This window comes from Bacillus sp. FSL R5-0286 (assembly GCF_038593245.1).
Lineage (GTDB): Bacteria > Bacillota > Bacilli > Bacillales > Bacillaceae > Bacillus > Bacillus altitudinis.
Genome location: NZ_CP151977.1, coordinates 144,202 through 156,296 on the forward strand (window position 1 = coordinate 144,202; position 12,095 = coordinate 156,296).

Below are 12,095 nucleotides of genomic sequence, written 5' to 3' on the forward strand. Positions count from 1 at the left end.
CAATCCGCGACTCAAGGAGGTGCGATTAAATGCATGTTAAAAAGGGCGATAAAGTAGTGGTTATCTCTGGTAAAGATAAAGGTAAACAAGGTGTCATCCTTGCTGCTTTCCCTAAAAAGGACCGTGTTTTAGTAGAAGGTATTAACCTTGTGAAAAAACACTCTAAACCAACCCAAGCTAACCCTCAAGGCGGAATTTCTGAACAAGAAGCGCCGATCCACGTATCAAACGTAATGCCGCTTGATCCTAAAACGGGTGAAGTGACACGTATTGGATATAAAGTTGAGGACGGAAAGAAAGTCCGTGTAGCGAAAAAATCTGGGCAAGTTCTAGATAAATAGTAAATAAGGAAGGGAGGTCTTTCTCATGAACCGCCTTAAAGAAAAGTATGTAAAAGAAATTACACCTGCATTAGTTTCTAAGTTTGAATACAAATCAGTAATGCAAGTGCCAAAAATCGAAAAAATCGTGATCAACATGGGTGTTGGTGACGCCGTTCAAAACGCTAAAGCAATCGATACTGCTGTTGAAGAATTAACGTTTATCGCTGGTCAAAAACCTGTCGTTACTCGTGCGAAGAAGTCTATTGCTGGATTCCGTCTACGTGAAGGAATGCCAATCGGTGCGAAAGTAACACTTCGCGGAGAGCGCATGTACGATTTCCTTGATAAACTTATTTCTGTATCTTTACCACGTGTACGTGACTTCCGCGGGATTTCTAAGAAATCTTTCGACGGTCGTGGAAACTACACGCTTGGTATTAAAGAACAGTTAATCTTCCCAGAAATTGATTACGATAAAGTAACAAAAGTCCGCGGTATGGATATCGTTATCGTTACGACTGCCAACACGGATGAAGAAGCACGTGAGTTATTAACTCAAGTAGGTATGCCGTTCCAGAAATAATCAATGAAAGGGAGGCGAAATCGTGGCTAAAAAGTCTATGATTGCGAAACAACAACGCAAACAAAAGTTTAAAGTTCAAGAGTATACGCGCTGCGAACGTTGTGGACGTCCACATTCAGTAATTCGCAAGTTTAAACTTTGCCGTATTTGTTTCCGCGAACTTGCATATAAAGGACAAATTCCTGGCGTTAAAAAAGCCAGCTGGTAATCCCCATAAATGGGAAGGAGGTTATTAAATAATGGTTATGACAGATCCGATTGCAGATTTGCTGACTCGTATTCGCAATGCGAACATGGTACGTCATGAGAAGCTAGAAGTACCGGCTTCAAAAATCAAAAGAGAAATTGCTGAAATTTTAAAGCGTGAAGGTTTTATCCGTGACGTTGAGTACGTCGAAGACAGCAAACAAGGAATTATCCGTTTGTTCCTTAAATACGGCCAAAACAACGAACGTGTTATCACTGGTCTTAAAAGAATCAGTAAACCTGGTTTACGCGTATATGCGAAATCAAATGAAGTACCACGTGTACTTAACGGACTTGGAATCGCAATTATTTCTACATCACAAGGTGTTTTATCGGACAAAGAAGCCCGTGCTAAACAAGCTGGTGGAGAAGTACTTGCTTACGTATGGTAAAAAAAGTTTAAGATGAATGGAGGTGCTTGGTATGTCTCGTATAGGTAAAAAGCTAATCGAGATCCCTTCAGGAGTAACTGTGACAAACAACGATAACACAGTGACAGTAAAGGGACCAAAAGGTGAACTAACTCGTGCATTTCACCCTGATATGGAAATTAAAATTGAGGACAACGTCTTAACTGTAAGCCGTCCGTCTGAAAATAAAGAACACCGTGCATTACATGGTACAACACGTAGCTTAATTGCAAACATGGTTGAAGGTGTATCTAAAGGTTTCGAAAGAGGTTTAGAACTAATCGGTGTCGGTTACCGTGCAGCTAAATCTGGAAACAAACTTGTTCTTAACGTTGGATACTCTCACCCAGTTGAAATCGTTCCTGAGGCTGGAGTAGAAGTAGAAGTTCCATCTCAAACGAAAGTAATCGTTAAAGGTATCGATAAAGAGCGTGTAGGAGCTCTAGCTTCTAACATCCGCGCTGTCCGTGCTCCAGAGCCTTACAAAGGTAAAGGAATTCGTTACGAAGGTGAATTCGTTCGCCGTAAAGAAGGAAAAACTGGTAAGTAAGATCGCTTAATGTGAAGAAAGGAGTGACTCGGATGATTACGAAAACTAGCAAAAACGCTACTCGTCTTAAAAGACACGCTCGTGTTCGTGCGAAACTTTCAGGTACTGCTGAAAGACCTCGCCTTAACGTTTTCCGTTCTAACAAGAACATCTACGCTCAAGTAATTGATGATGTTAACGGTGTAACACTTGTAAGTGCTTCTACTCTTGATAAAGAGTTAAAGATCGAGAATAGTTCTGACGCTGCAGCTGCTACTAAAGTTGGCGAACTTGTTGCAAAACGTGCTGTTGAAAAAGGCATCTCTAACGTGGTATTTGACCGCGGAGGATACTTATATCATGGACGTGTAAAAGCTCTAGCTGAAGCTGCTCGTGAGGCTGGACTTAAATTTTAATAAAAGAAGGAGGGACACATCCGAATGAGTCGTATTGACCCAAGCAAATTAGAGTTAGAAGAACGCTTAGTTACGGTTAACCGGGTAGCGAAAGTTGTTAAAGGTGGACGTCGTTTCCGTTTTGCAGCTTTAGTTGTTGTCGGTGACAAAAACGGTCATGTAGGATTCGGTACTGGTAAAGCACAAGAAGTACCAGAAGCGATCCGCAAAGCTGTTGAAGACGCGAAAAAGAATTTAATTGAAGTACCAATGGTTGGAACTACAATTCCACATGAAATCATCGGTCGATTCGGTGCAGGAAACGTTCTATTGAAGCCTGCTTCAGAAGGTACAGGAGTTATCGCTGGAGGCCCAGTGCGTGCGGTACTTGAGCTTGCTGGTCTAGCTGATATCCTTTCTAAATCTCTAGGTTCTAATACACCGATCAACATGATCCGCGCAACACTTCAAGGTTTAAGTGAACTTAAACGTGCTGAAGATGTAGCGAAGCTTCGTGGAAAATCTGTAGAAGACCTGTTAGGATAAGGAGGGAACAATAATGGCAAATAAATTAGAAATTACCCTCAAACGCAGTGTAATCGGTCGCCCGGAAGATCAGCGTGTCACTGTTCGTACTCTTGGTCTAAAGAAAACAAACCAAACAGTCGTACATGAAGACAATGCAGCGATCCGCGGCATGATTAACAAGGTGTCTCATTTAGTTTCTGTTAAAGAACAATAAAACATTTTTAATCGATAAGGAGGTGCCCAAATGAAACTTCATGAATTGAAGCCTTCAGAAGGTTCACGTAAAGTACGCAACCGTGTTGGTCGTGGTATTGGATCAGGTAACGGTAAAACTTCTGGTAAAGGTCATAAAGGTCAAAACGCTCGTTCTGGCGGCGGTGTACGCCCTGGATTCGAAGGTGGTCAAATGCCTTTATTCCAACGCCTTCCAAAACGTGGTTTTACAAACATCAACCGTAAAGATTACGCGGTAATCAACTTAGACAGATTAAACAGTTTTGACGAAGGAACGGAAGTCACTCCTGAACTTCTTCTAGAGACTGGTGCAATAAGCAAGTTAAAAGCAGGAGTAAAAATTCTTGGCAACGGTAAATTAGAAAAAAAATTAACTGTAAAAGCCAATAAATTCTCTGCTTCTGCTAAAGAAGCGATTGAAGCTGCTGGCGGTACAGCCGAGGTGATCTAACTTGTTTAAGACAATCTCCAATTTTATGCGCGTGAAAGATATACGGAATAAGATTATATTTACACTTTTAATGTTAGTCGTCTTTCGTATAGGTGCTTTCATCCCTGTGCCTAATGTGAACGCTGAAGTTCTCCAGGCACAGGATCAAATGAGTGTTTTCGGAATCCTCAACACGTTTGGGGGCGGGGCACTTTTCCAATTCTCCATTCTTGCAATGGGGATTATGCCGTATATCACTGCTTCGATCATCATCCAGCTCTTGCAGATGGATGTTGTACCGAAGTTTACTGAGTGGTCAAAGCAAGGAGAGGTTGGCCGCCGAAAATTAGCACAATTCACAAGGTATTTTACAATTGTTCTAGGATTTATCCAGGCGTTAGGAATGTCATATGGATTTAACAATATGGCAGGAGGCATGCTGATTGAAAACCCAGGTGTTTCAACGTATCTCTTAATTGCGGTCGTACTCACTGCGGGAACAGCATTTTTAATGTGGCTGGGAGAGCAGATTACTGCTCACGGTGTTGGTAACGGTATTTCGATTATTATCTTTGCCGGTATCATCGCAGGTATCCCTCAAACATTAAAGCAAGTGTACGCTCAGCAATTTGTAGGTGGAGATGGACAGCTGTTCATGCAAATCCTGAAAATTGCCCTTATTGTGATTGCTATTCTTGTCATTGTTATCGGTGTTATTTACATTCAAATGGCAGTGAGAAAGATTGCGATTCAATATTCAAAAGGAACTGGCCGTGCACAAATGTCTGCTAGTCAAGCAACGCACCTTCCATTGAAAGTGAATCCAGCAGGGGTGATTCCAGTCATCTTTGCCGTTTCGTTCATTATTACTCCGCAGACGATCGCATCGTTCTTCGGAACAAATAATGTGACAACCTGGATAACTAACAACTTTGACTATACTAAGCCAATCGGTATGACGATTTATGTAGCACTGATTGTTGCTTTCACATATTTTTATGCCTTTGTCCAAGTAAACCCTGAACAAATGGCTGAAAATCTGCAAAAGCAGGGTGGCTATATCCCGGGAGTTCGTCCAGGGAAAATGACTCAAGATAGAATTACGAGCATTTTGTACCGACTCACGTTTGTGGGCGCCATTTTCTTAGCCGTGATTTCAATACTTCCTATCTTTTTCATTCAATTCGCTGGATTACCTTCCGCTGCACAAATTGGCGGCACAAGTCTTCTCATTGTTGTAGGTGTTGCACTTGAAACAATGAAACAGCTTGAAAGCCAATTAGTGAAACGAAACTACCGTGGATTTATGAAATAAAACAGAGGGCTGGGCTCCTGCCCAACCTCTCTAAGTAAGGAAGGGGAAATCCGAAATGAACTTAGTCTTAATGGGGCTTCCGGGTGCTGGTAAAGGCACTCAGGCAGAACGAATTGTTGATGATTATGGGATCCCTCATATCTCAACAGGAGATATGTTCCGTGCTGCTATGAAAGAGGAGACACAACTTGGACTCGAAGCAAAATCCTTTATCGATAAAGGAGAGCTTGTTCCTGATGAGGTCACAATCGGTATTGTTAGAGAAAGACTTGGCAAGAATGATTGTGAACAAGGTTTTCTTCTGGACGGATTTCCGCGAACAGTCGCTCAGGCTGAAGCTTTAGAAGACATTCTAAAGGACCTTGGCAGAACGATTGATTATGTCATTAATATTAAAGTCGATAAAGATGCTTTGATGGAGCGTCTGACTGGCCGAAGAATTTGCAAAGATTGCGGAGCAACATATCATTTAGTATTCAATCCACCTGCGAAAGAAAATGTTTGTGACAAGTGTGGAGGCGAGCTTTATCAACGTGCAGATGATAATGCAGAAACCGTTTCGACAAGACTTGAAGTGAACTTAAAGCAGACTGAACCTTTACTGAACTTCTATTCAGAAAAAGGATATCTTGCAAACATTGATGGTGCGAAGCACATTAACGATGTTTACGCTGATATCAAGGACCTGCTTGGGGGATTAAATAAATGATTATCTGTAAAACTCCTCGCGAGCTTGAGATTATGAGAGAAGCTGGACGCATTGTCGCACTGACTCATGAAGAGCTGAAGAAACATATAAAAGCAGGTATTTCGACAAAAGAATTGGATCAAATTGCCGAACGTTTTATTACAAAGCAGGGTGCAATCCCATCTTTTAAAGGGTATAATGGTTTTCGCGGGAGCATTTGCGTTTCGGTGAATGAAGAACTCGTTCACGGTATTCCTGGTAAACGGGTTTTACGTGATGGAGACATCATTAGTATCGATATCGGCGCAAAGTTAAATGGCTATCATGGTGACTCTGCTTGGACTTATCCAGTTGGGGTAATCAGTGATGAGGACCGCAAACTACTGGAAGTCACAGAGGAATCTCTATATAAGGGCTTACAGGAAGCAAAGCCAGGTGAACGTCTGTCAAACATTTCCCATGCCATACAAACGTATGTTGAAGATGAGAATTTCTCAGTTGTTAGAGAATATGTTGGACATGGGGTCGGACAGGATCTTCATGAGGACCCTCAAATTCCTCATTATGGTCCGCCGAACAAAGGCCCACGGCTCAAACCTGGAATGGTGTTGGCCATCGAACCGATGGTGAACGCAGGCAGCCGATATGTGAAAACACTGGCTGATAACTGGACGGTTGTAACGGTTGATGGGAAAAAGTGTGCTCACTTTGAGCATACGATTGCGATTACAGATACAGGTTTTGATATACTGACTAAGATTTAGGTCTTCACTGAAGCCTTTCAGGCCCAAATCGGGCAGGTTGTCTGTATAGTCCAAGGAAAGAACAAGATCAGTATACAGTTGTCATCGGCGTGTTCGATGGCTGCCATGTACTAATCGCAGACGGAGAAAAGCGTAAATTCATTCTCCTAAGAAAAAATATCAATCATTTAACCTTTTATGATTGCGTATCTCCGGAAGTTCAGAACAGTATATTCAAAACAGGTCGGGTGATAGATGGACAATTGAGAACATCTCATTTGGACATTTATCAGAGAGCAAGTTACTGATTTGAAGAAGGGAGAACACTTGAATGGCGAAAGACGATGTAATTGAAGTGGAAGGTACTGTAGCAGAAACTTTGCCAAATGCAATGTTCAAAGTTGAACTAGAGAATGGTCATACAGTTTTGGCTCATGTATCAGGAAAAATCCGTATGCACTTCATTCGCATTTTACCTGGAGACAAAGTTACGGTAGAATTATCTCCATATGACTTAACTCGTGGTAGAATTACGTACCGTTACAAATAAAGCAACTCCGGAAGAAGGAGGTTGGAAACACATGAAAGTGAGACCATCTGTTAAACCTATCTGTGAAAAATGTAAAGTGATTCGCAGAAAAGGAAAAGTAATGGTGATCTGTGAAAACCCAAAACATAAACAAAAACAAGGCTAATAACAAGGAGGTGCCCAAATCATGGCTCGTATTGCTGGTGTAGATATTCCACGTGATAAGCGTGTTGTCATTTCTTTAACATATGTTTTTGGAATTGGTCGTACGACGGCTCAACAAGTCCTTAAAGAAGCAGGTGTTTCTGAAGACACTCGCGTTCGCGATCTAACTGAAGACGAACTAGGTAAAATCCGTGATATCATTGACAAACTTAAAGTAGAAGGTGACCTTCGTCGTGAAGTTTCACTTAACATTAAACGTCTAATTGAAATCGGAAGCTACCGCGGAATCCGTCATCGTAGAGGACTTCCTGTTCGTGGACAAAACACAAAAAACAACGCGCGTACTCGTAAAGGTCCGCGTCGTACTGTAGCTAACAAGAAAAAATAAGTAAAGGAGGTAGTTAAAGAATGGCTGCTGCTCGTAAACAAAATACGCGTAAACGTCGCGTGAAAAAGAATATTGAAGCTGGAATCGCTCATATCCGTTCCACTTTCAACAACACGATTGTAACGATTACTGATGTTCATGGAAACGCAATTTCTTGGTCAAGTGCTGGTGCATTAGGATTCAGAGGTTCTCGTAAATCTACTCCTTTCGCTGCACAAATGGCTGCTGAAACTGCTGCTAAAGGTTCTATCGAACATGGTCTTAAAACACTTGAAGTAACTGTTAAAGGTCCTGGTTCTGGTCGTGAAGCTGCAATTCGTGCGCTTCAAGCTGCAGGTCTTGAAGTTACTGCAATCAGAGACGTAACTCCAGTTCCTCATAACGGATGCCGTCCACCAAAACGTCGCCGCGTGTAATTTGTTTGTATAGATTTTGTGTCCCTGTCAATAATGGGTTATGATACAGTTATTTATGAGACGAATACACGACTCGTTGCCTGAGCACATACGGGACTAAACAATGAGGAATTTCGGATGGAATCTCATATGATTCTATTCGAGGTTTCGACGTTTTGAAGGAGGGTTTTATTAGATGATCGAAATTGAAAAACCAAAAATCGAAACGGTTGAAATCAGCGACGATGCCAAGTATGGCAAGTTTGTCGTAGAGCCACTTGAGCGTGGATATGGTACCACTTTAGGGAACTCCCTTCGTCGTATCCTTTTATCCTCACTTCCTGGTGCAGCTGTAACATCGATCCAGATAGATGGTGTCTTACACGAATTCTCAACGATCGAAGGCGTGGTTGAAGATGTTACAACGATTATCTTAAACATTAAAAAGCTTGCACTCAAAATCTACTCTGAAGAAGAGAAGACGCTTGAAATTGATGTACAAGATGAAGGAACTGTAACAGCTGCTGATATTACACACGACAGCGATATTGAAATCTTAAATCCAGATCTCCACATCGCAACTCTTGGCAAAAATGCGAGCTTCCGTGTTCGTTTGACTGCACAAAGAGGTCGCGGGTATAATCCTGCTGATGCAAACAAAAGAGACGATCAGCCTATCGGCGTGATTCCGATCGACTCAATCTATACACCTGTATCTCGTGTAACTTATCAAGTGGAGAACACCCGTGTTGGGCAAATCACAAACTATGATAAATTAACACTAGATGTATGGACTGATGGAAGCACAGGACCGAAAGAAGCGATCGCTCTAGGTTCTAAGATTTTAACTGAACACCTAAATATTTTCGTTGGGTTAACTGACGAAGCTCAGCATGCAGAAATCATGGTTGAAAAAGAAGAAGACCAAAAAGAAAAAGTGCTTGAAATGACAATTGAAGAGCTTGATCTTTCTGTTCGTTCTTACAACTGTTTGAAGCGTGCGGGTATTAACACTGTTCAAGAGCTTGCTAACAAGACAGAAGAGGATATGATGAAAGTTCGTAACCTTGGACGTAAATCTCTTGAAGAAGTGAAAGCGAAACTAGAAGAACTTGGACTGGGTCTTCGTAAAGACGATTGACTAGTTTCATTGTGAACTAGGATTTTCGTGTGTTTTTTATTCATACAGCATCTCTAATTAAGGAGGGGACATCACATGGCATACAGAAAGCTAGGACGCACTAGTGCACAACGTAAAGCAATGCTTCGTGACCTAACGACTGATTTGATCATCAACGAACGCATCGAAACAACTGAAACACGTGCGAAAGAACTTCGCTCTGTAGTTGAAAAAATGATCACTCTTGGCAAACGCGGAGATCTTCATGCTCGCCGTCAAGCTGCAGCTTACATTCGTAACGAAGTAGCTAACGCTGAAACAAACCAAGATGCACTTCAAAAATTATTCGCTGACGTTGCAACTCGCTACGAAGATCGCCAAGGTGGATACACTCGTATCATGAAGCTTGGACCTCGTCGCGGCGATGGCGCACCAATGGCTGTCATTGAATTAGTTTAATCACATATCGTGTATCTAAGAAAGGGCGGGACAGTTCATAACTGGATCTATGCCCTTTTTTAGATACTACGGCTTTTTAGCAATAGGCAAAGTAGAGGTTGAGCTGAGAGGAGGTCCGGTAGAGATGGAGAAGACATTAATTGACGTAAAAGACATTGTATTTCGTTATCACAAAGATGCGGACAAGCCCGCTTTAGACCAAGTGTCATTGCATGTGAATCAAAATGAATGGCTTGCCATTGTTGGCCACAACGGTTCAGGTAAATCCACACTTGCCCGTGTACTGAATGGGCTCATTTTACCGGATGCAGGAACGGTCAAGGTTGGTGAGATTGAGCTGAAAGAAGAAAGTGTTTGGGATATTCGCAAAAAGGTCGGCATGGTCTTTCAAAACCCAGACAACCAATTCGTTGGCTCAACGGTTCGTGATGATGTGGCTTTTGGTTTAGAAAATAACGGGGTTGAGCGGGAATTGATGATAGAGCGTGTAGATTGGGCTGTCAAACAGGTCAATATGCAGGAGTTTCTTGATCAAGAGCCGCACCATCTATCAGGCGGGCAAAAGCAGAGAGTAGCAATCGCAGGTGTACTTGCCGCAAGCCCTGACATCATGATCTTGGATGAAGCAACATCAATGCTTGATCCGATTGGCCGTGAAGAAGTGTTAGAAACCGTCAGACTGCTGAAGGAACAAGGAACGGTCACGGTCATTTCCATCACACATGATTTAAACGAGGCTGCGAAGGCAGACCGCGTTATTGTGATGAATGGCGGGAAGAAATTTGCCGAGGGAACACCAGAGGAAGTATTTGAACTAGATGAACAGCTGGTTCAGATTGGACTTGATCTGCCATTTTCCTACCGTTTGAGTAAGCAATTGAAGCAGCAAGGTGTGCCGCTTGCAAATGCCCATTTGACACAAGAAGGATTGGTGAAAGAGCTATGGACATTACGATCAAAGAATTAGAGCATCGTTATCAAATGAAAACGCCGTTTGAGCGTCTCGCTTTGTATGATGTCAATGCTTCCATCAAAGAAGGCAGCTATGTGGCTGTCATTGGTCATACGGGTTCCGGCAAGTCGACGTTGCTGCAGCACTTAAATGGACTGCTCAAACCAACAAAGGGGAGCATTGCGCTTGGAGATACGGTCTTACAAGCCAATAAAAAGCAGAAGGATATGAAACCCCTTCGAAAAAAGGTCGGCATCGTGTTTCAGTTTCCTGAACATCAGCTCTTTGAGGAGACGATTCTAAAGGATATCTGCTTTGGTCCGATGAATTTCGGTGTTCCAAAAGAAAAGGCAGAAGCCAAGGCTAAAGAGATGCTGAAGCTTGTAGGCCTTCCTGAATCCTTGTTACCTCGATCACCCTTTGAATTAAGCGGTGGTCAAATGAGACGTGTGGCGATTGCAGGTGTTCTAGCGATGGAGCCAGAAGTGCTTGTGCTTGATGAGCCGACTGCGGGATTAGATCCACGCGGACGTAAAGAAATCATGGACATGTTCTATGAGCTTCATCAAAAAGCCAACCTGACGACGATCCTTGTGACACACAGTATGGAAGATGCCGCTCATTATGCGGATCAAATGATTGTGATGCACAAAGGAACAGTAAAGGCGACAGGTACGCCGAGGGAGCTATTTGCCAATCGTACCGACATGTCTTCTTTCGGACTGGACCTCCCGGAAACGATCAAATTCCAGCAGGCTGTCGAAGAAAAGCTGGGGATGACGTTTCCAAGACCGCTTCTGACCATGGATGAAATGGCAGAAGCCTTAACAGCTTTATATCAGGAGGACACGACATCATGATGGATAGTATGATTATCGGCAAATATGTGCCAGGTACATCCTTTGTCCATCGTCTTGATCCAAGGACAAAGCTGTTATCAATTTTCTTTTTTGTCTTTATTGTCTTTTTTGCGAATAACTACATCACTTACGGGCTTTTAGGGGTCTTTACGATCCTTGTGGTGATGGTGTCTCAGGTGCCGCTGTACTTTATTCTCAAAGGAATGAAACCCATCCTTTGGATTGTTCTGTTTACCTTTATTCTGCATATCTTCATGACAAAGGATGGCGCTTTGCTCCTTCACTTTGGTTTTCTGAATATTTATGAAGAAGGTCTAAAACAGGGGATTTTCATTTCACTCCGTTTTGTCTATCTCATCATGATGACAACACTTCTGACGTTGACCACAACGCCTATCGAAGTGACAGACGGTATGGAGAAGCTGCTGCATCCTTTCCGTAAAATCAAGCTACCTGTTCATGAACTTGCTCTTATGATGTCAATTTCTCTTCGATTTATTCCGACTTTACTCGAAGAAACAGACAAAATCATGAAAGCCCAAATGGCAAGAGGTGTTGATTTTACAAGCGGACCCGTGAAAGATCGTTTAAAAGCGATTGTTCCGTTGCTTGTCCCGCTTTTCGTCAGTGCGTTTAAGCGTGCGGAGGAATTGGCGACCGCTATGGAAGCGAGAGGCTACCGCGGGGGAGAAGGGCGTACGAAATACCGTCAGCTTGTCTGGGGAATGAAAGACACGTTCACGCTGCTTCTATTCATTCTGTTAACAGCACTCCTTGTGCTGCTTAGAAATTAGGTGATGCCT

21 protein-coding genes are annotated in these 12,095 nt (G+C 42.6%); all 21 read left to right on the forward strand.

The genetic code is table 11. The annotated features are described in order from the left end of the window. Positions 1-29: 29 nt before the first annotated feature. The 21 genes from rplX to NST24_RS00890 all read left to right on the forward strand — a co-directional run bounded on the left by rplX (position 30) and on the right by NST24_RS00890 (position 12,086). Positions 30-341, forward strand: a complete 312-nt coding sequence (gene rplX / locus NST24_RS00790; protein WP_007496325.1) for a 50S ribosomal protein L24 — start codon at positions 30-32, stop codon at positions 339-341. A gap of 25 nt (positions 342-366) precedes the next feature. Beyond that, on the forward strand, positions 367-906 hold the full coding sequence (gene rplE / locus NST24_RS00795) for a 50S ribosomal protein L5 (RefSeq protein WP_003217159.1): 540 nt from the start codon (positions 367-369) through the stop codon (positions 904-906). A gap of 22 nt (positions 907-928) precedes the next feature. Then, positions 929-1,114: a 30S ribosomal protein S14 gene (gene rpsN, locus NST24_RS00800; RefSeq protein ID WP_008356542.1), complete on the forward strand. Its 186-nt coding sequence runs from the start codon at positions 929-931 to the stop codon at positions 1,112-1,114. Between the two features lie 31 nt (positions 1,115-1,145). Then, positions 1,146-1,544, forward strand: a complete 399-nt coding sequence (rpsH, locus tag NST24_RS00805; protein ID WP_007496327.1) for a 30S ribosomal protein S8 — start codon at positions 1,146-1,148, stop codon at positions 1,542-1,544. Between the two features lie 31 nt (positions 1,545-1,575). Further along, on the forward strand, positions 1,576-2,112 hold the full coding sequence (rplF, locus tag NST24_RS00810; protein WP_008345395.1) for a 50S ribosomal protein L6: 537 nt from the start codon (positions 1,576-1,578) through the stop codon (positions 2,110-2,112). Between the two features lie 32 nt (positions 2,113-2,144). Further along, a complete protein-coding gene (gene rplR / locus NST24_RS00815; protein ID WP_003216951.1) occupies positions 2,145-2,507 on the forward strand; it encodes a 50S ribosomal protein L18 in 363 nt (120 codons plus the stop codon). A 24-nt stretch (positions 2,508-2,531) separates the two neighbouring features. Next, positions 2,532-3,032, forward strand: coding sequence for a 30S ribosomal protein S5 (gene rpsE / locus NST24_RS00820; protein WP_007496332.1), 501 nt, complete (start codon positions 2,532-2,534; stop codon positions 3,030-3,032). A gap of 13 nt (positions 3,033-3,045) precedes the next feature. Continuing rightward, positions 3,046-3,228 carry a 50S ribosomal protein L30 gene (gene rpmD / locus NST24_RS00825; RefSeq protein ID WP_003217067.1) on the forward strand — a complete coding sequence of 61 codons (183 nt, stop codon included), beginning with the start codon at positions 3,046-3,048 and terminating at the stop codon, positions 3,226-3,228. Between the two features lie 30 nt (positions 3,229-3,258). Beyond that, on the forward strand, positions 3,259-3,699 hold the full coding sequence (gene rplO, locus NST24_RS00830; RefSeq protein WP_003216888.1) for a 50S ribosomal protein L15: 441 nt from the start codon (positions 3,259-3,261) through the stop codon (positions 3,697-3,699). A 1-nt stretch (position 3,700) separates the two neighbouring features. Next, complete coding sequence (gene secY / locus NST24_RS00835; RefSeq protein ID WP_007496334.1) at positions 3,701-4,993, forward strand: preprotein translocase subunit SecY; 1,293 nt, start codon at positions 3,701-3,703, stop codon at positions 4,991-4,993. A gap of 55 nt (positions 4,994-5,048) precedes the next feature. Continuing rightward, the gene (locus tag NST24_RS00840) at positions 5,049-5,702 is read left to right on the forward strand and encodes an adenylate kinase (protein WP_007496336.1); all 654 of its coding nucleotides are present in this window, start codon (positions 5,049-5,051) and stop codon (positions 5,700-5,702) included. Continuing rightward, positions 5,699-6,445: a type I methionyl aminopeptidase gene (gene map / locus NST24_RS00845; protein WP_342462173.1), complete on the forward strand. Its 747-nt coding sequence runs from the start codon at positions 5,699-5,701 to the stop codon at positions 6,443-6,445. The genes NST24_RS00840 and map overlap by 4 nt, the downstream gene beginning before the upstream one ends. 310 nt (positions 6,446-6,755) lie before the next feature. Continuing rightward, positions 6,756-6,974, forward strand: coding sequence for a translation initiation factor IF-1 (gene infA, locus NST24_RS00850; protein ID WP_003217190.1), 219 nt, complete (start codon positions 6,756-6,758; stop codon positions 6,972-6,974). Positions 6,975-7,005: 31 nt separating this feature from the next. Then, positions 7,006-7,119, forward strand: coding sequence for a 50S ribosomal protein L36 (gene rpmJ / locus NST24_RS00855; RefSeq protein ID WP_003156543.1), 114 nt, complete (start codon positions 7,006-7,008; stop codon positions 7,117-7,119). 21 nt (positions 7,120-7,140) lie between these two features. Then, entirely contained in the window at positions 7,141-7,506 is a 366-nt protein-coding gene (gene rpsM, locus NST24_RS00860) for a 30S ribosomal protein S13 (RefSeq protein ID WP_003217023.1), read from the forward strand. Positions 7,507-7,526: 20 nt separating this feature from the next. Further along, entirely contained in the window at positions 7,527-7,922 is a 396-nt protein-coding gene (gene rpsK, locus NST24_RS00865) for a 30S ribosomal protein S11 (RefSeq protein WP_003217231.1), read from the forward strand. Positions 7,923-8,097: 175 nt separating this feature from the next. Beyond that, positions 8,098-9,042: a DNA-directed RNA polymerase subunit alpha gene (locus NST24_RS00870; RefSeq protein ID WP_003217009.1), complete on the forward strand. Its 945-nt coding sequence runs from the start codon at positions 8,098-8,100 to the stop codon at positions 9,040-9,042. Between the two features lie 75 nt (positions 9,043-9,117). Beyond that, positions 9,118-9,480, forward strand: a complete 363-nt coding sequence (gene rplQ / locus NST24_RS00875) for a 50S ribosomal protein L17 (RefSeq protein WP_003216944.1) — start codon at positions 9,118-9,120, stop codon at positions 9,478-9,480. Between the two features lie 124 nt (positions 9,481-9,604). Continuing rightward, a complete protein-coding gene (locus tag NST24_RS00880; RefSeq protein ID WP_342462174.1) occupies positions 9,605-10,447 on the forward strand; it encodes an energy-coupling factor ABC transporter ATP-binding protein in 843 nt (280 codons plus the stop codon). Then, the gene (locus tag NST24_RS00885; protein ID WP_342462175.1) at positions 10,423-11,292 is read left to right on the forward strand and encodes an energy-coupling factor ABC transporter ATP-binding protein; all 870 of its coding nucleotides are present in this window, start codon (positions 10,423-10,425) and stop codon (positions 11,290-11,292) included. The genes NST24_RS00880 and NST24_RS00885 overlap by 25 nt, the downstream gene beginning before the upstream one ends. Next, positions 11,289-12,086: an energy-coupling factor transporter transmembrane protein EcfT gene (locus NST24_RS00890; protein WP_007496348.1), complete on the forward strand. Its 798-nt coding sequence runs from the start codon at positions 11,289-11,291 to the stop codon at positions 12,084-12,086. Before NST24_RS00885 ends, NST24_RS00890 begins: the two co-directional genes overlap by 4 nt. Positions 12,087-12,095: the final 9 nt, after the last annotated feature.